13 protein-coding genes are annotated in these 22,943 nt (G+C 45.5%); 7 read left to right on the top strand and 6 right to left on the bottom strand.

Annotation, left to right across the window (positions count from 1 at the left end; genetic code table 11):
• The first annotated feature begins 42 nt into the window (after positions 1 to 42).
• The gene (locus ACESTD_RS00765; RefSeq protein ID WP_005831983.1) at positions 43 to 2,676 is read left to right on the top strand and encodes a valine--tRNA ligase; all 2,634 of its coding nucleotides are present in this window, start codon (positions 43 to 45) and stop codon (positions 2,674 to 2,676) included.
• Between the two features lie 77 nt (positions 2,677 to 2,753).
• Here the strand turns inward: ACESTD_RS00765 and ACESTD_RS00770 are convergent, their stop codons facing one another.
• The 4 genes from ACESTD_RS00770 to ACESTD_RS00785 all read right to left on the bottom strand — a co-directional run bounded on the left by ACESTD_RS00770 (position 2,754) and on the right by ACESTD_RS00785 (position 7,527).
• On the bottom strand, positions 2,754 to 5,168 hold the full coding sequence (locus ACESTD_RS00770) for a glycoside hydrolase family 9 protein (RefSeq protein WP_373158589.1): 2,415 nt from the start codon (positions 5,166 to 5,168) through the stop codon (positions 2,754 to 2,756).
• Positions 5,169 to 5,173: 5 nt separating this feature from the next.
• Entirely contained in the window at positions 5,174 to 6,103 is a 930-nt protein-coding gene (locus ACESTD_RS00775) for a ThuA domain-containing protein (RefSeq protein WP_009038079.1), read from the bottom strand.
• On the bottom strand, positions 6,100 to 6,594 hold the full coding sequence (locus ACESTD_RS00780) for a hypothetical protein (RefSeq protein WP_098031966.1): 495 nt from the start codon (positions 6,592 to 6,594) through the stop codon (positions 6,100 to 6,102). Before ACESTD_RS00780 ends, ACESTD_RS00775 begins: the two co-directional genes overlap by 4 nt.
• A 354-nt stretch (positions 6,595 to 6,948) precedes the next feature.
• Complete coding sequence (locus tag ACESTD_RS00785; protein WP_008665234.1) at positions 6,949 to 7,527, bottom strand: RNA polymerase sigma-70 factor; 579 nt, start codon at positions 7,525 to 7,527, stop codon at positions 6,949 to 6,951.
• Between the two features lie 137 nt (positions 7,528 to 7,664).
• Between ACESTD_RS00785 and ACESTD_RS00790 the strand changes: the two genes are divergently transcribed.
• The 6 genes from ACESTD_RS00790 (at position 7,665) to ACESTD_RS00815 (ending at position 21,179) form a co-directional block, all read left to right on the top strand.
• Positions 7,665 to 8,678: a FecR family protein gene (locus ACESTD_RS00790; protein WP_302607761.1), complete on the top strand. Its 1,014-nt coding sequence runs from the start codon at positions 7,665 to 7,667 to the stop codon at positions 8,676 to 8,678.
• Positions 8,679 to 8,913: 235 nt separating this feature from the next.
• Positions 8,914 to 12,315, top strand: a complete 3,402-nt coding sequence (locus tag ACESTD_RS00795) for a TonB-dependent receptor (RefSeq protein WP_373158590.1) — start codon at positions 8,914 to 8,916, stop codon at positions 12,313 to 12,315.
• A 12-nt stretch (positions 12,316 to 12,327) separates the two neighbouring features.
• Positions 12,328 to 14,319: a RagB/SusD family nutrient uptake outer membrane protein gene (locus ACESTD_RS00800; RefSeq protein ID WP_057252344.1), complete on the top strand. Its 1,992-nt coding sequence runs from the start codon at positions 12,328 to 12,330 to the stop codon at positions 14,317 to 14,319.
• Between the two features lie 25 nt (positions 14,320 to 14,344).
• Complete coding sequence (locus ACESTD_RS00805; RefSeq protein WP_005831972.1) at positions 14,345 to 15,061, top strand: DUF3823 domain-containing protein; 717 nt, start codon at positions 14,345 to 14,347, stop codon at positions 15,059 to 15,061.
• Between the two features lie 71 nt (positions 15,062 to 15,132).
• The gene (locus ACESTD_RS00810) at positions 15,133 to 18,147 is read left to right on the top strand and encodes a glycosyl hydrolase family 28-related protein (RefSeq protein WP_174647074.1); all 3,015 of its coding nucleotides are present in this window, start codon (positions 15,133 to 15,135) and stop codon (positions 18,145 to 18,147) included.
• A 29-nt stretch (positions 18,148 to 18,176) separates the two neighbouring features.
• Positions 18,177 to 21,179, top strand: coding sequence for a glycosyl hydrolase family 28-related protein (locus tag ACESTD_RS00815; RefSeq protein ID WP_195288417.1), 3,003 nt, complete (start codon positions 18,177 to 18,179; stop codon positions 21,177 to 21,179).
• A 106-nt stretch (positions 21,180 to 21,285) separates the two neighbouring features.
• Here the strand turns inward: ACESTD_RS00815 and ACESTD_RS00820 are convergent, their stop codons facing one another.
• Together ACESTD_RS00820 and ACESTD_RS00825 are read right to left on the bottom strand one after the other, a co-directional pair.
• The gene (locus tag ACESTD_RS00820) at positions 21,286 to 21,732 is read right to left on the bottom strand and encodes a hypothetical protein (RefSeq protein WP_373158591.1); all 447 of its coding nucleotides are present in this window, start codon (positions 21,730 to 21,732) and stop codon (positions 21,286 to 21,288) included.
• A gap of 66 nt (positions 21,733 to 21,798) precedes the next feature.
• Positions 21,799 to 22,899 (bottom strand): DUF6340 family protein, encoded by a 1,101-nt coding sequence (locus ACESTD_RS00825; protein ID WP_098031968.1) that lies wholly within the window; start codon positions 22,897 to 22,899, stop codon positions 21,799 to 21,801.
• Between the last annotated feature and the right edge of the window lie 44 nt (positions 22,900 to 22,943).

The following is a 22,943-nucleotide window of genomic DNA, read 5'->3' on the forward strand; positions in this document are numbered from 1 at the left end:
CGCCCGTTATTCGCAATAAATTAATTATAGAGATTTAAAAACATGGAATTAGCAAGTAAGTACAATCCCGCTGACGTGGAGGGAAAGTGGTACCAGTATTGGTTGGACCACAAATTATTCAGTTCGAAACCCGATGGTCGTGAGCCTTACACCGTCGTCATTCCGCCTCCAAACGTCACCGGTGTGTTGCACATGGGACACATGCTTAATAATACCATACAAGATATTCTGGTACGCCGTGCCCGCATGGAAGGCAAGAATGCCTGCTGGGTGCCGGGAACCGACCATGCATCCATTGCTACCGAGGCCAAGGTGGTGAACAAACTTGCCGCACAAGGCATCAAGAAGACAGACCTTACCCGCGACGAGTTCTTGAAGCATGCCTGGGAATGGACTGACGAACATGGCGGCATCATCTTGAAGCAGCTCCGCAAGCTGGGTGCTTCTTGCGATTGGGATCGTACAGCTTTTACTATGGATGAGAAACGCAGTGAAAGCGTGCTCAAGGTTTTTGTTGACTTGTATAACAAAGGTCTGATTTATCGTGGTGTCCGCATGGTGAACTGGGACCCTAAGGCACTGACCGCACTTAGTGACGAGGAAGTAATCTACAAAGAAGAGCACAGCAAGCTGTACTATCTGAAGTATATGGTAGAAGGTGACCCCGAAGGACGTTATGCAGTGGTTGCTACCACCCGCCCTGAAACCATCATGGGAGATACAGCCATGTGCATCAATCCGAATGACCCCAAGAATACCTGGTTGAAGGGTAAGAAGGTGATTGTTCCGTTGGTAGGACGTGTTATTCCGGTTATCGAGGACGATTACGTAGATATAGAGTTCGGTACCGGTTGTCTGAAGGTAACTCCTGCCCACGATGTGAACGACTACATGCTGGGTGAGAAGTACAATCTGCCGAGCATCGACATCTTCAATGATAACGGAACGCTTAGTGAAGCTGCCGGCTTGTATATCGGTATGGACCGTTTCGATGTGCGCGAGCAGATTGAGAAGGACCTGGCTGCTGCCGGTCTGTTGGAGAAAGTGGAAGCCTATACCAACAAGGTAGGTTTCTCCGAACGTACCAACGTGCCCATCGAACCGAAGCTTTCCATGCAATGGTTCCTGAAGATGCAGCACTTTGCCGACATGGCTTTGCCGCCGGTGATGAATGATGAGTTGAAGTTCTATCCTGCCAAATATAAGAATACGTACAAGAACTGGTTGGAAAATATCAAGGACTGGTGTATCAGCCGCCAGTTGTGGTGGGGGCATCGCATTCCTGCTTATTTTTTGCCGGAAGGTGGTTATGTAGTGGCTGCCACTCCCGAAGAAGCCTTGGCATTGGCAAAAGAGAAAACGGGTAATGCAGACCTTAAACTGGAAGACCTTCGTCAGGATGAGGACTGCCTGGATACTTGGTTCTCCTCCTGGTTGTGGCCCATCTCTTTGTTTGACGGTATCAACAATCCGGGTAACGAGGAGATAAACTACTATTATCCTACCAGCGACTTGGTGACCGGTCCGGACATTATCTTCTTCTGGGTAGCCCGTATGATTATGGCAGGCTATGAATATGAAGGTAAGATGCCGTTCCAGAATGTTTATTTTACGGGTATTGTCCGTGACAAGCTGGGACGTAAGATGTCCAAGTCGTTGGGTAATTCTCCCGACCCGCTGGATTTGATTGAGAAATACGGTGCCGATGGTGTACGTATGGGCATGATGCTTTCAGCTCCTGCTGGCAATGACATCCTCTTTGACGATGCACTGTGTGAGCAAGGACGTAACTTCAATAATAAGATATGGAACGCTTTCCGTCTGATTAAAGGTTGGGAAGTCAGTGCGGAAGTTCCGGTACCGGAAGCTTCAGAACTGGCAATACGCTGGTTTGAGGCCAAGCAGAATGAAGTGGCTGCCGAAGTGGCTGATTTGTTCAGCAAGTACCGTTTGAGTGAAGCGCTGATGGCTGTTTACAAACTGTTCTGGGACGAATTCTCTTCCTGGTATCTGGAAATGATTAAACCGGCATACGGCCAGCCCATCAACCGGAAAGTGTATGAAGCAACTATCGGTTTCTTTGATAACTTGTTGCATCTGCTCCATCCGTTCATGCCATTTATTACAGAGGAGTTGTGGCAGCATCTTTGCGACCGTACAGACGGTGAGAGCTTGATGGTAAGCCCGTTGTCAATGTCGGCATTGGTAGATGAGGATATCATCCGGGAGTTTGAAGTGGTGAAAGAGGTTATCAGCAATATCCGTTCCATCCGTTTGCAGAAGAACATCGCCCAAAAAGAGACACTTGAGTTGCAGGTTATCGGTGAGAATCCGGTTGTGGCATTCAACGCGGTTATCATGAAAATGTGTAACCTTTCCTCCATCAATATAGTGGAGAACAAGGCCGACGGTGCTGCTTCCTTCATGGTAGGTACTACGGAATATGCCGTACCTTTGGGTAATATGATTGACGTGGAAGCCGAGATAGCCCGTATGGAGGCCGAACTGAAGCATAAGGAAGGATTCTTGCAGGGTGTGCTGAAGAAACTGGGTAACGAGAAGTTTGTGAATAATGCTCCTGCCGCCGTTCTTGAGATGGAACGCAAGAAGCAGGCAGATGCTGAAAGTATCATCAAATCTCTCAAGGAAAGTATTGCAGCATTGAAAAAGGCATAACTGTCCATCACATAAAACAGAGAAAAAGCTCCGGAACCTTCAACTCCGGAGCTTTTTTTAGCGGTATAATGAACTGTTTATTTGAACAGTTCTGCTACGCACCACATCAGGCGTGCGGTGGTGTGTGTCCAGATTTCCTTGTAAGTGCAGTTATTTTGCATCGGGAAGTAGGGTTCGTCCTCATTTTCGAATGTTTCGATTCCTACGGGCACGGCTCCCACAACATTTCCGGCGTATGCCCCGTAAAGCGGCGGATAGTCATATCCGTCTCCATAAACGGTACTCATGGCAAACGGGTTGTAGCCTAATATGTATTCTACCTGGCGGGTTGCAATATCCCTTAACGCTTTATCATTGAATAGGCGTGCAAGGATAAAGGCAGCCTTGGCTTTGCCCATGACAACGGCGTGGAATCCCCTGAACTGATAGGCGACGGGGAAACGGCGCAGATAGAAATCCTTCGAGAGAGGGATGCCGTTGCGTACTTGCGCATTGTATTCTTCCAGGCTGGGAAGTCCTACCTGCTCTCCTTCGTGGTACAGATTCTTATAATCGGTATTATCCACCTCGTATACGGCGCTTGGCAGTATGCCGTACGGCTCAATCAGTTGTGAAATCCCGCGTAGATAGTCTGCATAGGCTTCACAGGATGCCTTCCACAACGGGGCGTCCGGATGGGTAGGGGCATCTGTCAGTAGCATCGAGAGTCCTTCAGCCATCAAGTGCTCTTGGCTTTGGTGATAATAGGCCAGAATACGTTTTTTCCGGGAAGATTCATAGAAGAAACCTCGTAGGGGGATTTTCCAGTCGGTACGCTTTTCCAACTGTTGGCCCGCCATGACGGTACGTGCCAGCCGGGTTGCCCAGTCCAGATAGTAAACATCTTGTGTAAGGCGGTACAAACGCATGGCTGTGACGGTGGCAAGGGCATAAAGTTCTGTTTCGTTCTGTTCCGTCCTTTGTGTATCCAGCAGGTCGATGGCGAATTGGAAGTCCTCAATGGCACTGTTCCGGCACCACCGTGCAAACACTGGGTCTTTCTTTTCAAAATGAGGGGCGGCGAGTGCGCAACTGGAAGCGGCTTTCAGATTGTCCGTAGGCGTATTTCGTGCTTCTGTCTGCATGTCGTCTTTGTCACCACGGATATTCTTTGTCCAAATGCCGATAATCAGTCCACCCAGTCGGTAGCCGTCACCGAAGCGGGTACGCAGAATCCAGTTCACTCCCCAGCGTGCCTCTTCCAGCAGGCGTTCGTAGAAGATACTGTCTTTGCTTTGTACGGCACCGGCCATTTCGAGGAGGGCGATGCACGATTCGGCTGTATTTCCCGTTCCTTGAGTCAGGTCGGCTGCATCGTGCCATCCTCCGGCAATGCTCATGCTCCGTCCGTCGGGATGATAGGCGAATACATCCTGATGGCATTCCTGATGAATGCCGGGCTGGTCGAAACCGCAACGTTCGGAAAAGAAGAAGTTCAGCGTGTGCCAGGCGGTAGACAGGTAGGCATCATTTCCGATGGGGAAAGGCTTTGATTGTACATCACCGATGGAGAGGAAGTATTGTCCGGGCGTATTGAAACTGCTGAAGTCCAGCACAAGAAATCCTTTGTCCTGCTTCTTGTCCTGATTCAGAGGACTGGCCTTACCTTGATAAACGGTTTGTCCCGTGGCGGCATCGTGCAGGCTGAAAGTCCTTTCCGGTACGTGCTGCACCAAAGCCTGCTTGCGTGCTCCCGGCTTGTATCCGCTGTGGCAGTAGGCCATTGCATCTTTTCGCAGGTCGAATCCCCGGCTGTTTTCCGCTTCTACCTTTTCGATGCGCATGTCGTCTATGTATAGGCTCATGTGTTCGCTGGCTCCTGCAGGAGCACCTGCCAGCATGATGTTTACCGAAAAGCCGGTGACACAGTCACGGTATAGGTCCGGTATTTCCCATATGATGTGCTGCCATTTGTTGGGATAGACAGTCTCGAAGTGTTGTCCTTCAAAGCGTCCGGGAGTCGGCATGATTTTCTCCCCTTCATTGTATAGGGTGAATCCGGCAAAGGTCAGATAAACGCCCGGTGCATCCACATATACCCAAACGGAAAAGCGGTTGTATTCCCGCAAGTCTTCCCGGTCGAGGGGACGGATAATCTCCGGGGTGGCGTAATTCCGGTTTGTTGGATTCTTCTTGCCCAGGGAGGCAGGAGTGTCCAGACGGACACTTCCTTTGCCTGAGACAGTGACTTTACGGTCCACATGTATGGTTCCGGGTCCGGTGTGGCGCAGAGCGCCGAAATCTTCGGCCAGGGGGAGTCCCCTGCTTTTCAATACCTTTTTCTTTTCCCACCGCGTCAGTCCGGCGTGTGCGGGATTAGCTTTCATTATGCGGTGCACATGATTGCTTTGCTGTAATTGTTTCTCCAGTTCCGTATCGGGTTTCCACGGAGCTTGTGCTTGTGCCTGCATGCAGCAGCATGCCAGCAGCAGTGTTCGGATGATGTATTTCATGGTATTCAGTGTTTGGTTTCAGGGTAAGCATGAAAAGGAGCCTTGAACTCCGGACGTAATGTATAAGTATCCTTCAGTGGGAAATCTGCGGGAACTTCTTGAGTGACGGCACCGGTGGCAGCCCATTCGCATCCCCGGAGTAAAGTCACCTGGAAACCGGTGCAGCGCATGGAGTAAGTCATGTTCGGGTCGTTGCCGCAGTGCCCCAGGAGGTCGACGAATATGCGCCCTTTCCCGTAGCTTACTGTCCACATCAACGGTTCATGTCGTCCGCGTTCGTAGGCGGTGGCCAATATTTCCATGTTTCTTACCGGACCGCGTAGGCGGGTATATATCTCGTCCTTGAAGTGTTTCCATTGAGGAGGCAATCCTTGCAGGATAGGATGATGGGGGGCGCGGTGTTCTATGACGGTTTCGTGCTGCAAGCCGTGGTAGCCGGCATACCCCGGAGAGTAGTCGTAGACGTATTGTCCGTCTTTCCAGTACAGATACGGACCGTCCTTTTCGTTTCGTCCGTCCCAGGCTCCCATGCCTATTATCTCGTTGTATTCTTTCCAGTCGGCCATCGGGACGACGGAAGAATGTATCACTACCACACCGCCTCCATCGGCAACGTATTTCTCGAAATTCTTGCGTACGGGCTCTGTCCATGTAGCTCCGCCGTAGTTGATGACGATTAAATCATATTGGTGGAAATCGGGTTTGAAGGTGGCGATGTCTCCACCAAAGTCGGGTGTAAAGGCAAAGTCCACTTTGAACATTCCGCTGTTTTCCAATATCTGCTTCATGGCTTCGCAGGCGCCTTGCCAGTAATGGCTGCCGTCCTGCCCGGCTATCATCATGGTTTTGATTACTTTCTTTTGCTGTGCGTGTGTGTGCGAGGCAGCTCCTATATAAATAAGGAGTACCAGGATAAGTGTCAGTCTTGTTTTCATTTTCCGGAAGATTTAAAGTTTTTGCCAGTAGGGTTCCATTCTATACGGTCGTAGCAGCGTGTGGTGCGCAGATTGTAACCTTGTTCGTCTACGCTGAACTTTCCGTCTTTGAAGTAGGATATGTAGAGCTCGGAGATGCCGTCCTTGTTGCGGTCTTCTACAAGGAGATTGTACTTGTCGGTGACATAAATCTCGTCGGAAATGTATTGTATTTCTTTGGTATAGTTGTCTACGATTGCATAGTAGGCCTTGAAAAGGTCGAAAGTGGGGTAGTGCCCGTTGTCATGTCCGAAAAGCATTACTTCTTCAAGGGCATCGTCCCCGTCCATATTGGCAAGTACGGATTGCTGAAAGGAAAATCCCGGTTTTTGTACTTGTGGAGGGATATTGTCCCATCCTTCCTGATGGGCTGTCACTGAAAATTGCGCTTGTGCATGGATGACGTACACCAGCGCCGACAATAGGATAATCAGTTTTCTCATTGCGTGCATTTTGAGGTTATGATAATAATAGGGTTGCTTCTTGCTTATATGACCGGTGGCCCGGAGTTTTCCCTAACTTTTTTTAGAATAATTAATGAATACGGGATATATAGGGACTTAGTGCCTCTCCCATCAGGACTGAACCGGTCTGACCCGTATACTGAGAGGTCATAACATCCGCATCCTTTCCATTAAAACACCCGGATGTTTTGGGGTAATACATCCGGGTGTTTTGGGTGAAAACATCCCCATGTATTGGGGTAAAACATCCGGATGTTTTGACCTCTCAGTTCTATACTCTTTAGGGCTAAGTCCCGGTGTGTAGCCGACAAGGTATAGGGGACGTTCCGCTTATGTATGGTCTTAATGCGAGGTGAGCAGGTGCATCAATATCAGTGGCAGATAATCTTTCAGCTTGACCCTTAAAATCTTCAAAGCCTGCTGGATGCGGTAGTCTACCGTTTTTGGGGAAACGTTGAGTAGTTCGGCAGCTTCCTTGTAACTCAGATTCTGGAAACGATGCATGATGAAAGCTTCCCTATAAGTAGGCGGCAGTTCGTTGATGGCCCTTTGTATATGCTTGCTTAATTCGTTGATTTGATAGATATCCACCTCCTGCAGCATGGCGAACATTCGTTCATAGTAAGCGGTGTCTGCCCGTTGCTTCACTTCATTTTGGGCAATCCGGGTCATGCAACGATGGTAGACAGCCTTGAACAGATATTGCTTGAGCGAATATTCGATAATGGGTCTTTCGCGGTTTTCCCAAAGCCATAGCATGACGTCCTGAACAATCTCTTCTGCATCTTCCAGCCGGACAAAACGATAGCAGTAGGTGCAGAGCACAGAATAGTACTTTTGAAATAACACATCAAAAGCACTTCTATCTCCTTTTTGTATGGCGGATAATAAAGATGTATCTTCCAATGGTATGTTTCTCATAGGGTGGGGGTTCATTATTGTTGGGCAAAAATAGCTTTTTTTCCCATTATAATCTAAGTGTATAAAATATTTTTAGCTTTTTGTTTAGGAGTTCTTTTCGCCCGTTTGTCTTTTGATTAAAGCTAGCAATAAAAATTATGGTAAAAAGAGAGGGAATGGAGGATCTGCTTCTCAGGTATTATGAAGGAGAGACAACGGAGGATGAAACTGCTCTGGTAGAGGAGTGGCTGGAGGCATCGGAAGAGAACCGCAGGACAGCCCGCCAGGTTCAGACACTCGGTCTGGCAGCGGACATGGCGCAGATTTCATCCAGGCTGGATGTAAAGAAGGCCTTGGAGGATGTACATCGTAAGATGAAACAGAAAAAGGTCAATAGGTATCAGGTATTATTTAGAGGGATGCAACGGGCGGCCGCCATTTTATTCATCCCTTTGATGGTATCGTGGTCTATCCTTTATTGGGACAAGGATAAAGAAGAGATACATATGATGGAAGTCAGGACAAATCCGGGAATGACTACTTCTGTCGAATTGCCGGATGGAACGGAAGTCGTTCTGAACTCGTCGTCGTCGTTGCGTTATCCTTCCCGGTTTGCCGATGATAAAAGGGAAGTGAAGTTGGTGGGTGAAGCATTCTTTTCTGTCGCAAAAGATGAAAAGAAGTTCATTGTCGGCACGCTGAACAATTCCGAGATAGCGGTACATGGAACGGAGTTCAACGTGGAGGCTTACAAGGGGAGCAGGACGGTACAGACCACTTTGGTTTCGGGTAAAGTCAGTTTCTCCTATGTGGATAACGGCAGGAGGAATAATGTAATGATGATACCGGGGCAAAAGGTTATTTATGATATAGTGCGGGAAAAGGTCGTTGTGAAAGAAGTCAATGTAGACGTGGAAACATGTTGGAAGGACGGACGCTTGATTTTCAGGAACACTCCGTTTGAAGATATATTGAAGAGTTTGAGCAAAAGATATAATGTGGAATTCATTCTGAAAAAGGCTTCATTGAAGCAGAATTCCTTTACGGCTACATTTACCAAACAACGTTTGGAGCGAATATTGGAGCACTTCCGAATATCCTCGAATATTCATTTCAAGTTTGTTGAAGATGGTGATGTGAATGCCGAGAGACAGGTAATAGAAGTTTATTAACCCTTTAAAAAGTAGTATGATGAAACACAAGTCCGTTTAGAAAAACATGCAGGAAAATGTTGGCGCATTTTCCTGCATGAAACACAGTAACTTTTAAATATCTGTTTGGCGACAGATAAAGTAACTTTATTTTTTCACTAGAAATCAATACAAAATTATGAAAAAACACTATTGTATCCAATCATTTAGGGCAAAAAGTGTCCTGATGAGATGCATGAAAAAAATTCCTCTTGCTATGAGATGCGCATTATTTATGTTGTTTTGTTTGGTTGGTATGACTTTTGCCAATGAAGGTTATGCTCAAAAGACAATGGTAAACATTACTCTTGAGAACAAGACTGTTGATGAAGTACTGACGGAGCTGGAACAAGGTACCGAATTTGTTTTCTTCTACAACAACAAGCAGATTGACGTTAAGCGCCGTGTATCGGTCCGGGCAAATAACAAAACCATATTCAAGGTTCTGAACGATGTGTTCAAAGGAACCAATATAGGCTATAAGGTATTGGACCGTAATATAATCCTTTATGATAAAGCTGTAGGAGCTGATGGGGTACAGATGGCTTTGCAGGCTGCGACGGTGAAAGGTTCTGTGGTCGATGCAACCGGTGAACCGGTGATCGGTGCCAGTATCTTGGTGCAGGGAACTACCAACGGTGTCATAACAGACATTGACGGTAATTTCATTCTGACCAATGTGGGCTCTGATGCTACTCTTATAATAAGCTATGTAGGTTATAAGACGCAAAACATAAAGGTTGCAGGCCGAAATTCGTTCAAGATAGTTTTGGTAGAAGATGCTGAGATATTGGATGAAGTGGTTGTTGTAGGATATGGTGTACAGAAGAAAGAATCACTGACCGGTGCCATTGCAGCCATTGGTGCTGATGAAATAGCTACGACCAAGACCGAGAATCTGATTAGCAATATTCAAGGTAAGATGCCGGGGTTATTGATTCGTCAGAAAACCGGAGAGCCGGGAACTTTCGACAATATGGTGAGCATTCGCGGTTATGGTGACCCGTTGGTGGTAATTGACGGTATCACACGTGAAGGTACCGAAGAACTTGCACAGCTGAATTCTGAGGATATAGAAAGTATCTCTATTTTGAAAGATGCTTCTGCCGCTATTTATGGTATGAATGCGGCTAATGGCGTAATCATTGTTACTACCAAAAAAGGTGTGGCCGAAAAGACCAGAGTATCTTACTCGGCATTGTTCGGTATGAAGAATGCCACGGGTATGGAAGAAACGGTAGATGCTTATGCTTATCGCATGTTGGCCAATGAAAGGGCACGTAATGACCAGGCTGCCCCTGAATACACTGACGATATTCTGGAACTGTATAGAACCGGGGCTAAGGGTTATACAGACAATAACTGGATTGACATGTTTATGAATAAACTGGCGTTCCAGCAATCGCATACTGTTTCTGTGAGAGGCGGAACGGATAAGGTGAAGTATTATGTGAGCTTCGGCTATAATGGCGATAATGGTTTGCTGAAGAGTGGTATCCAATACTATCATAGATATAATCTGAGAAGTAACCTGACTGCAGAGCTTACGAAAGGGCTGAAACTGAATGTGAATCTGTCCGGACGTTGGGATGAAACCCAAAGGCCGAGAGAGGATTTTATGTGGACTTTTAAGACTTTGATGGTTAATGACCGTGGTATCGGTACTCATACGATTGACAATCCCAATCATTTGTCTGCAATCGGTCCTGAAAACAAGAATCCTTTTGCGTTGGTTGATCCGGATATAGACGGTTATCGCAAGAACAGAGGCCTGACGTATTCTGCCGATGTGGAATTGAATTGGCAAGTTCCTTTTGTAAAAGTGATGTCATTGAGTCTTTTGGGGTCATTTGACGGTAACAATCGTAACAACTCTTCTTTAAACCGTTCTTATCCGTTGTATGATTATTATACAGATGCGCCTGCCGGTACGGGAGGTAGTACTGACGCTTATTCCAATACGATGAGAATATATCAGAAGATTTATGGTAGGGTGCAGGCTCAATATATGCGTTCTTTCAATCAGCACAATTTGAATGTGACAGCTGTGGCAGAGTTGAGCAGTACACGACGCGATGAATTATCCGGTTCCCGGCAATATTCAGAGTTGTTTACTAATGATATTTTGAATCAGGCAAGTCCGGGTACAGCTACCAATTCAGGGTATCGTAGTTTTGGCCGTTTGGCAGCCTATCTGATGCGTGCGAACTATGATTATGCCGGTAAATACTTGTTGGAGGTAGTAGGACGTTATGATGGTTCTTATCGTTATGCTCCTTCTAAGCGTTGGACGTTCTTCCCGTCGGTAAGTGCCGGATGGCGGCTTTCGGAAGAAAGTTTCATCAAGGACAATTTGCCGTTTATTACTAATTTGAAAATCAGGGGTTCTTTTGGGCAAAGTGGATATGATGCCGGTGATCCTTTCCAATATGTATCTGCTTATAATTCAGCTTCTAATGGTTATGTTTTTGATGGTGCCAGCCAGATTATGGGTATGGTAGCTCCTGGTGTAGTGACTGACCGGCTTTCTTGGGTTACATCTTCTATTTCCAATGTAGGTCTGGATTTTGACTTATGGAACGGTAAGTTGAGTGGTACTATCGAGTGGTTCAATCGTAAGAATGAAGGCATTTTGGCCGACCGTGCACAATCTGCTCCTGATACATTTGGTGCAAGTTTCCCGAAGGAAAATCTGAATTCTAACCGGAACCGGGGTTTTGAGATTGAATTGGGACACAGAGGACAAATCGGTAAGGACTTCTCATATTCAGTAAGTGCTAATTTTACGTATGCCCGTGAAAGAAGTCTGCATGTGGAACATGCAGAATATACCAGTTCTATGGATAGATGGCTGAATGGAAAGGAAAACCGTAACAGTAATGTGATGTGGTTGTATAAATACGATGGCCAATATACTTCTTTGGAACAGTATGAAACGGCTCCTTTGATTGGTGGAAACTTGGGTAACTCTAAGATGCTTCCGGGTAGTTACAGATTGCTTGACCTGAATGGTGATGGCAGGATTAACAGCAGTGACCGTGTTCCGGAGTTTTGGGCAACCGGTGCAAATCCTCCTATCCAGTATGGGTTGACTTTGGCGGCTTCTTATAAGAACTTTGATCTCAATATGCTGTTTCAAGGAGCTTCCGGTTACTCCATCGGATATGCCAATGATGATGTTTGGGGATATGGTGGCAAGACAAATAAATCTTATTTAATTGCGAAGTATGTAGATCGTTGGCATCCTGCAAATATAACAGATGATCCGTATAATCCTGCCACACAATGGGTAGCCGGTTATTATCCGGCATTACGCCACAATTTCTCCAATACTTCGGATAATGGTAGCAGATGGAATTATGGTATTTCCGTTTGGCTTCCGCAAGCTACTTATCTCCGTTTGAAGAGTATGGAGATCGGTTACAATCTGCCAAAATCATTTATGAAAAGAATCGGGTTGAACAGTGCCCGTATCTTTGTCAATGGTTCAAACCTGCTTACGTTCTGTAACAAGGCTTTGAAGGATGCTGACCCCGAACGTGAGGAAAGGGATTGGGGAGCCAACCTGGCATATCCGTTGATGAGAACTTATAACTTTGGGTTAAACATAAACTTTTAATTCTGAAATACCATGAAAAAAAATATTTTATCGATATTCTCATTATGTGCATTGATGGGATTGTCCGGTTGTAATGCCTTCTTGGAACTTGAACCGCTGGATAAAGTGTCTCCCGAGCAGTTATTGGAGACAGAAGGTGGTGTAAAGGCACTATTGGCAAACATATATACCATGATTCCTATGGAAGATTTTAATTATCGTCCGAACGCTGGTTTTAATCAACGCGGTTATGATGGTGTGAATGAAACTACTAATTTGGCATTTCTCACCGACGAAGCTACCCGTAGTGACGGAGGAGTGGGTATAGGTTACGAAGGATTCAATTATTGGCCCTATGGAGATATTCGTCAGGTGAATATTTTTATGCAGAATGTAGAGAAAGCCAAAGAAGCCGGAACAATTTCTGTTGCAGATGCGGATCGTATGACTGGTGAAGCCCATTTTGCACGTGCTTATATGTATTATGGGCTTGTAAAAAGATATGGCGGCGTTCCTCTGATTGACAAAGTGCAGGACGATGATTATGCCAATGGTGGACCGGGTGCTGTGGCAGTTCCTCGCAGTACAGAGTTGGATACTTGGAAATTTGTATTGAATGAGTGTACCCTTGCTGCTGCTACTTTGCCCGATGCGACTTCTGGTTCGGATTTGTATCGCGTAACCAAGTGGGCAGCTTATGCGTTGAAGTCAAGAGTTGCACTTCATGCAGCTTCTGTAGCCAAGTATTGGAATCTGGCACCTTTGGCTGGTGAGGCTGTCACTCAGAAACTGGTGGGTGGAATGACTTCTGCCGATGCCGATGCATTCTATAAAGAATGTATTGAAGCATCTAAGTTCCTTATAGAGAATTCCGGTAAATCTCTTTATAAGCCTGCTCCGGCTACTGTTAAGGAGGCTGCATCAAACTTCCAGGCCTTGTTCCTGAATGACCAGAATGAAGAGATTATTTTCAGTAAAGCGTATCTTAATGGAACAACCAATACTAATCAGGGACATAGCTATGCTCAGTTTAATATCCTTCCTCAAGTCAATCCGGGCGCTCTGAAATATGGACGTTTCAATCCGATGTTGGAAATCGTTGATTTGTTTGAAGATTATACGGATGACGGCACGGGAAAAAGTGCAAAGATTGTAACTCGTACGGATGGGAATGAAGATGCTTATATCGCTAATTTCCATAATATGAATAATGCTTCTGTAGTGAACACCTTGATGTCGGTACCTTTTGTTAAATACAACGATTTGTATGAACCGTTTGCCAACAAGGATGCACGTCTGTTGGCAAGTGTGGTTGTGCCGGGTTCATCTTATGCCGGCACTGAGATTATTATCCAGGGCGGATTTATCAAGGACAATAATAGCTATGTGGCTTATTCAAACGAGTCTACTCAGAAAAATGGAACAACATATTATGCTTTAGGAGCCGAAGGTGAAACCATGTTCTCCGGATTTAATAATGTGAACAGTGGTGAGGATGCCAATTGGACTGCTACAGGTTTTGGAGTCCGTAAGTATATGCCCGAGGGCGAGAGCATGTCTCCCGACCGTCTTTCGTCCACTACCTCTTATATTGATATGCGTTTGGCAGAAGTCTACCTGAATTATGCTGAGGCTGTTGTGGAAAATGGTAGTGGATTGGGCGATAAGGAATTGGCTGAGAACTATTTGAATGCTTTGCGACGTAGAGCCGGACACACCGACCGGATATCTTTGACATTGGAGAATGTCCTGAAGGAACGTCGTGTGGAGATGGCGTTTGAAGGAAAGCGTTTTTGGGATATGAATCGTCGTAGGGAATTCCATACTGAGTTCAGCAATAATAGAATTCGTAAAGCTTTGGTGCCGATGCTTGACTTGCGTGGTGCAGAGCCTAAATATGTCTTTGCAAGGGTGAACTACTTTGGTGACGAAACAAGAGGAGGGCGTACTTTCCAGAACATCAACTACTATAGGGGCATACCTAATATTGCCACGAATGGTTTAGTTCAGAATCCAGGTCATTAATTTGAATAATATTAAGTAGAAAGTTATGAAAAAGATATTGTTATTTGTGTCATGCTTCTTATTCGCATTGACATCTTGTGAAATTGATAATTATGAGGGACCGGATGCTTCCATACATGGTTCTATCCTTGACGAACAGACTGGTGAACTTGTAGGTTCTGATATGGAAAACGGTAATGCAATTAAAGTGAGGGAGCATGGATTTACTAATGCTACGGATCAAACCTGGTATATCACAAATACCGGAGAATATCGTAACAATATGGTTTTTGCTGCCACTTATGATGTCCGTTTTGAAAATGGGAATTTTTATCCATTTGAAGTGAAGGATTTTGTTGTTAAGTCAGGGGATAATGTGTATGATTTCAAGGTTATTCCTTATATTCGCGTCAAAAGTCCAAAAGTAGAAAAGAATGGCAATGTAATTACTGCTACATTCTCGTTGGAAGCTGGTAAACAAGAAGTGAAATTGAAAGAGATTCAGCTGTTTGCTTTTTCAGATATGTGGGTAGGTAACAATGTGAAATTGACGTTGAATGGAGGGACTGATAAGCAAGTGTTTAGTCCGAGTACTGCTATAAATAGCGCTGATATTTATACATTGTCCATCGATCTGGGACAAAATGCTGATGTCTTGAAATACAGCAAGAATTATTATTTCCGTATTGGCGCTCTGGCTGATGTTTCGGGTGTGGGCACTGTACGGCATAATTATGCGCCGGTAGTAGTTATAAAATTGTAATTTATAGCAGAGGGAGACGTTCTGCTTGACGGCAGAACGTCTTTTTTTATCCATACATTAAAAATAAGACCATGAAGAAATTGAACACGATTATTTTAATTTTGCTGGGGATGATATGTACTCAGTTGTATGCTGTACAATTGAATTCGATATATCCTCTAAAACCCAATGACTCCGAAGCTTTTTATTTCACTCCCGAGAACTATCCTATAAAGGCGGATGGAAAGATGGATGTATCGGATGCTTTGCAGGCAGCGATTAATCAAGTGAAGAAAGAAAAGAATTTCGGAATCCTTTTTATCCCTGAAGGTAAATATAAAATCAGCAAGACCATTTATATTCCTACGGCTATTCGTTTGATTGGCTATGGAAAGAATCGCCCGGAATTTATTCTGGCTAAGAATTCTCCGGGTTTTCAGGAGGAAGTAGCTGATGATAAAGGAAAAGCTAAATACATGTTCTGGTTTACGGGAGCCGTTGTCAAGGAAGGTGAGAAACCCCGTGATGCCGGTGCCAGTACGTTCTACAGTGCCATGTCGAATATCAACTTGCGCATAGAAGATGGTAATCCGCATGCAGTGGCGCTACGCACACACTTTGCCCAACACAGTTTTATCAGTTATGTGGCCGTATACATAGGTAAAGGCAAGGCTGGTCTGTTCGATGTGGGCAATGAGTTGGAAAACGTTGCTTTTTACGGGGGAGATTATGGCATTTATACGACAAAAGCTTCTCCCGGATGGCCGGTAATGATGGTCGACTCTTATTTTGAGGGACAACGTGTAGCTGCTCTTCGTTGTCAGGAGTCCGGTTTGGCAATGGTGAATCTGTATGCCAAGAATGTTCCGGCTGTATTTGATATTGACCCTAATTATTGCGACAAGTTATTTTTGGAAAACAGCTATTTTGAAAATGTAAGTGGTCCGGCAGTGGTGATTACCAACGAGAACAACAGCAACAATCAGATAACCTTTCGCAATGTATATTGTAAGAATGTACCGACCTTGGCGAAATATACCCGTAGCAATACGGCCACCCATGTTGCTCATAAAATCTATAAGGTAAAGTCATACGACCACGGCTTGCAGATGGATAACATGGTGGATATGCCGGAATATGAAACGTTGGTTGATATTGAACCGATACAGAAGATGCCGGTTGCCCAACTGATGGACATCCCTGCACTGCCTGCAATGGCAACATGGGTAAATCTGCGCGAATTCGGTGCAAAGGGAGATGGGGAAACGGATGATACGAAGGCCATCCAGGAGGCTATTGACAAGTACGATAATATCTATGTGCCCCAGGGCTGGTATCGCATTACCGAAACTTTGAAGATGAAGCCCGATACCAAGTTGATAGGCCTGCATCCTTTTGGCACTCAGTTCCGGCTGGACGAAAGTACTGCTGCATTCAGTGGTTTTGGCGGTCCGAAAGCGATGGTGGAATCTTCGGAAGGCGGTGCAAATATGCTGGTGGGCATTGGTATCAATACCGGCGGTTATAACTATCGTGCTGTAGGTGTGAAGTGGATGGCAAATGCAGATTCTTATATGAATGACGTGAAGTTTGTAGGCGGGCATGGTGGTTTATGGAAACCTAAACCGGGTGTTGAGGAACCACGTGGCCGGTGGAACAGACCGGCTCGTATCAGTTCTCCCGATAATCCGGTAGCGGCTTCGGGCATGGACCTTGCTTGGGACAACCAGTATTGGAGTCTGTGGGTGACTAACAACGGTGGCGGCACCTTTAAAGACATCTGGACAGCAAGTACCTATGCCACCAATGGTTTCTATGCCAACAATACTTCTACTCCGGGGCGTATCTATGCCATGTCCATCGAGCATCATGTAAGAAATGAAGTACGTTTCAACAAGGTGTCCAACTGGAAGGTGTATTGCATGCAAACCGAGGAAGAGAGCCGCGAAAGTACCGATTGCCAACCGATAGAGATGGACGACTGCAAAGATGTGACCTTTGCAAACTTGTATATGTTCCGCGTTATCCGTGTCAATGAACCGTATCACAGTTCTGTACGTATCCGCAATTGCGAGAACATCGCATTTCTGAACCTGCATAACTATTCTCAGATTAAATATACGAATAACATTGCAGTGTTCGATGTCAACAAAGACATTGACATCCGCCCGTGGGAACTTTCTCGCTTGATTGTAACCGGAAAAGAACCTCATCAGCAACCGTTAGGCAATGAAATAGGTAAGGTGAACCAATTGGCTTCTGATTTGGAATTTGCCGAAGGCATTGCGCGCGACAGTAAAGGTAACATTTACTTCTGCGACCATCGGATGCGTCGTATCTTTAAGTGGTCGGTAGAGACAAACAGCTTGTCGCTGCTGGCAGATTTCCCGTGGAAACCCTCCAACCTGGCTTTTGATTCAGAAGATAATCTATTGGTATTGTTCAGATATGATGCGCAGCCGGGATATCTGATTAATGGTAAGCCGGAGGAAATGCCGGTAATGCCTGATACAAAAGGTACTTCTTTCAGCGGATATGGTAATTCCGCATATACAATGAGAGTCTACTCCATTGACCCGGAAAATCCGGAAGAGACCATCAAACTGTTGCCGCGTGTTCCGATGGGTCAAGTGAAGAACGTGTATAAGGCTCTTTATCCTTCTAACCGTTGGAGAGACTTCCACGATTTCAATGCGGTGTCGGTCTATGTTCCTGAAATGTGCTTCCTGGCACCGGATGGAAAAACTATCATTCCTCATTATTTCGACTTGTCACGTAGTTCTTCCCTGCTGGAAGCCTATCCGGGAAAGCCTTTCTATACATCTGATGAATATGACCGCAGAATGGTGAAGATGGATGTGGCCAATGACGGCACGCTCTCCAACTTGAGCTATTTTGTGGAGCAGGGCGAATTTGGTTCTGCTGTAGATAAGGAAGGGAACTTGTATGTGGCTGACGGAGAAATATATGTATTTGATAAGGATGGCAAGAAGAAAGGGATGATTCGTGTTCCCGAACGTCCGTCCACATTACAGTTTGGCGGTAAGGATGGCAATACATTGTTTGTCACAGGCCGTTCCAAGTTCTTTGGTGTACGTATTAAATAAGGAAAATCCATATTAAAACAATCTGTGTAATGAGAAATTATCAAATAATGAGATACCTGCTGATAGTCTGTTGGATTATCTGTAATATGTCGTCCGGGTGGGCGGTAGGGGGTGGTTCCGCCTATACGCAAAGACCGGACGATCCGGAAGCATTCTACTTTACCCCGGAGAATTACGGCTTCAAGGCTGATGGAAAGTCCGACGTGACCGATGCGCTTCAAGAGGCAATCAATCAGGTGAAGCGCGAAAAGAATTTTGGGATACTGTTTCTGCCGGAAGGAAATTATCGCATTAGCAAGACGATTCAAATTCCCTCATCCATTCGGCTGATTGGTTATGGGAAGAAACGGCCGGTGATTTATTTGGGAGCCGATACACCCGGTTTCCAGACTACTCAAAATTATATGATATGGTTTACGGGAGGGCTGGCACAAGAGGGCAGGAAGCCTTCGGATGCTGGTGCAGGTACTTTCTATAGTGCGGTGTCCAATGTGGATTTCCGTATAGACAAAGGTAATCCTCAAGCCGTCGCCATTCGTGCGCATTTTGCCCAGCATGGATTTATCAATCATTGCGACATTCGGATTGGTTCGGGAAAAGCCGGCATGTATGATGTTGGCAATGAACTGGAAGACGTCAGGTTTTATGGCGGTGAATATGGGATAATTTCCTCCAGGACTTCTCCGGGATGGCCTATGATGATGGTCGATACTTACTTTGAGGGGCAGAGAAAGGCGGCTGTCTATTCAAAAGAGGTGGGGTTTGCCATCGTCAATATGCATGTGAAGAATACGCCCGTTGCCTTTGAAATGGCAGAGAATCTGGCAGACCGCCTTCATGTGGAGAATTCGTTGTGGGAGAATATTTCGGAAGCCGGTGTCAGGGTAAGCGTGGAGGGAAATACTTTTTCGCAATTGAATCTGGTGAATGTGGATTGTAGGAATGTTCCCGTACTGGTGGACTATGCTCAAAGTGGAAAGAAAGTTGCCGGAAAAGCAAAAATGTACAGAGTCAAGGAGTTTACTTACGGTCTGGTGTATCAGGATTTGAATGATGCTTCTTCTTTCAGGGAAATATGTGAAATAGAGCCGGTGGCAAAACAGCCGGTTACACTTGGCAAGGACCTTCCGGTTCTTCCGGCAATGGAGACATGGGTCAATATCCGCGACTTAGGGGCAAAAGGTGATGGCGAGACTGATGATACGGAAGTTTTTGAGAAAGCTGTCTCTTTGCATAAAAACATCTATGTGCCCCAGGGGTGGTATCGTCTGACGAGAACGTTGAAGCTGTCTCCCGGTACTAAGCTGATTGGGCTGCATCCTTTTGGGACTCAATTTCTGTTGAAGGAAAGCGAGCCTGCATTCAGTGGTTTCGGCGTGCCTGTGCCTTTGGTTGAATCTTCCGAAGGCGGCGACGACATGCTGAATGGTATAGGTATTAATACCGGTGCGTATAATTACCGTGCTGTCGGCTGTAAATGGATGGCGGGTGAGCGTTCGTACTTGAATGATGTGAAGTTTGTAGGCGGGCACGGCACCTTGCGCAAACCGGCTCCGAATGTTTCCGGACAGTCGTCTTACCGCAGGGGCGAGCGTCGAATTAGTTCCCCGTCTTCTCCGGTCATGGAGACCGGTAAGGATATGGCTTGGGACAACCAGTATTGGAGTTTGTGGATTACAAACAATGGCGGTGGGACAATTAAGGATGTTTGGACAGCCAGTACGTATGCTGCCAGTGGGCTTTATATTAGCGAAACGAAGACTCCGGGACGTATTTATGCCATGTCTTTGGAGCATCATGTCCGTACTGAAGCCCGTTTCCATAATGTGGCCAACTGGAAAATTTATGCTTTCCAGTTTGAGGAAGAAGGTCGTGAAGGGCCTGATTGTTATATGGCAGAAATGTCCAACTGTCAAAATATCGAAATGGTAAATGTGTGGATGTATCGCGTAATCCGTGCCTTTATGCCGAAGAGGATAGGTTTCCGCATATGGGATTGCAAGAATATCACTTTCCGTAATATGCACAATTATACGCAGATATTACCAGTCATAGAGTTTCCTATATATGATATGAATAAGAAGTTGCCCGTTTATTCGTGGGACTTTGCCCGTCTCACTGTTTCGGGTAGCGAGAAGAGCCTTCGCCCTTCCTGCACGGTCATGGACAAGCCTGTGAAGCTGGCTACCGGTTTTGAACTGGCCTCCGGAGCTACTACCGACAGTAAAGGAAATATCTACTTCTGTGAAAACCGTCTGAAGAAAATCTATAGATGGTCGGCAGACACGGAGCAGATTACTTTGATAGCCGATTATCCCTGGAAGCCTTTTACATTGGCTACTGATACGCAAGACAATCTGCTGGTTATTTTCCGCTATGACCCTCAGCCGGGTTATCTGGTGAACGGCAAGCAGGAAACGGTAGTGCGCTTGCCGGATGATAATCCGATGTACAGTGGTTGGGGTAACAGTGGCTGGAGTGCTTGGGGGTATTCTTTTAATCCGGATAACGTGGATGCTACGATGAAGCCTATGCCGCGTGTCGTTACAGCCAGTATGAAGAATATACAGAAAGTCATTCACCCTTCCAGTCGTTGGAGAGGTGACTTTGACAAGGTGGTTGCCAGTATGCCTGAGTATAGTTTTGTCGCTCCGGATGGCGTGACAATTATTCCGGATACCTATGATTTGGGACGTTCTTGTGCTTTGACTGTTACAGTTCCCGGTCAGTCAGAACCGGTTTATATTGTAAATGAGATGAATAAAACGACAGTACAACTTTCCGTTGGTGGGGATGGCCGTTTGACAGAACAAGGAATAATATGTCCTTATGGCCAATACAGTAATGTGACCGATGCTGACGGAAATGTCTATGTTGCTGATGGTGAAATATTTGTCTATGACAAATATGGTAAAGAGCAGAGACGTATTCAGATAGAAGAACGCCCGATTTCCTTGGCAATTGGTGGAAGGCAGAAGGATATGCTTTTTGTTACCACCTCAAGTTCTTTCTATGGAATTAAGATACGTTAGGTATTGTATAGGTAAAAAAGAATTAGCCCCTGCGGTCGTTTTATATCGCAGGGGCTAATTTATTATAAGAAGGTCTCTTTTCCTTATAGGCTGATTGTTTGGAATATTATTTTTCCAGCAGCTCTTTCAGAAAAGAATCCAGTTCCTCATCCAATCCTTTCAGTAGCTCTTCATTGACCAATAGAGTATCATCATCCATCAGCAACAGTTCTGCTATTGTTTCTTTATCATCATCCACCAGTACAAAAGAGAATGGTTTCAGGATAGTCAGCTTGTCGAACTTTCCTTCATTTTTCATGTTGCAGAGCAGTGAGGACAAGATACGCTCTACATTTTCGTAGAAATCATCCCCCTCGTATGTCATCCATTCTTCAATGGAAGTATTGGCAAGTTCTTCATCTTCATCATCAAAGATAGACAGTTCGCCCGAATTCTGATTCGGTTGCAGATGAATGTCTGTAACGATAGTCTGTTCGTAACCGCAGGTGTATTTGCCGATTGCTTTTTTAAGAGTGTCCTCCAAGAGTGCTAATGACGATTGACTGAGCTTCATAATAACTTTCTTTTCTTAATGGTTGTTCAAAGGTATAAAAAAAACGGTTATCTCTGCATCATTTGACTAAAAATCATCATCAAATCTGTTCATTTGCATGTTCAGGCGTGCCATTCCCTCTTTTCGTTTCTCCAATTCGTCTACATACATGCTGATAAAGATATAATAGGAGATGGTTCCATCATGTATTTCGCCTGTCTCTTTTTTGTCTGTCTTGCTTTTCTCACGGGCAAGGGTTTGCGCTTTTAATGCCCATTCCAAGGCAGTATCTATGCTGTCTTGCATTTCGTAGCCCAAAGCGGTGTTATAGGCTGCATACATTTTCTGTTTTCCTTTTTTTGTTTCGTAGGTCTGCTTCCAGAGCTCTACTGCTTTACTCCAATTTTCTTCTTTGGCATATACGGCTGCGTCACGCATATTTACAGAACCACCACTGAAGAGATAGCGGTTACTGGTTTTCCAATAGGGGAGTAGATGTCTTACCGGAACCGTTCCTGCAAATTCAGATGCTTGCTTCACCATGTCTTCTTCGCTGATGAGGCGGGAACGTACTGACGCTTCACCATTTCCTGCCTCTTCCCAGAAAATACTGTCATTGCTGTTGACGGTCACCATAGGACCTTTGCGGTTAGGTAAATATATTCTGACGGTAGGATATACCTTTACATCCACTGTGCCGAGGAACACACCCCAGTCGGGCATATAACTTATCTTGCGATTGGAACGCATTTGTATGTTTTCCAGGGCTATCAGGAAATCTACGTCCAAATTCTGTGTAAGTTCCAGTACTTCATCTCTCGATAATGTGCTTTCGCGGGGATTGATGTCTTTACTCCGGAGGGCAGAGTCGCATATCACAACCTCTTCAAAGTAGTTTTCGTTGGCAAGGGCCTCTGCAAGGGATTCGGTTGTTATTGCGGCGTCTCCATTGTAGTAGTTGGTGAGGCGTGCCACCTCATTCTCGCTTTTTTTCTGTTCTTCCTCAGTGATGATGAGTTTGTTGTCCGGTACGTTTGGCATGTTGTTGACAACAGCCACACGTTTCAGTGTTGCCGGGAAACTGACTTCTGCCGGAAGCATATAATCAATGGACAGTTGTTCTACACTCTGGCAGCTGCCTAACAGCAGAGAACCCATCAATAACAGACAATAGTGATATTTGGTCATAGTCTTTGGTTTTGTTCTTTGGAGCAAAAGTACTCTTTTAGCTG

The sequence above is a fragment of the Bacteroides sp. AR20 genome (assembly GCF_964250605.1).
Classification (GTDB): Bacteria; Bacteroidota; Bacteroidia; order Bacteroidales; family Bacteroidaceae; genus Bacteroides; species Bacteroides uniformis.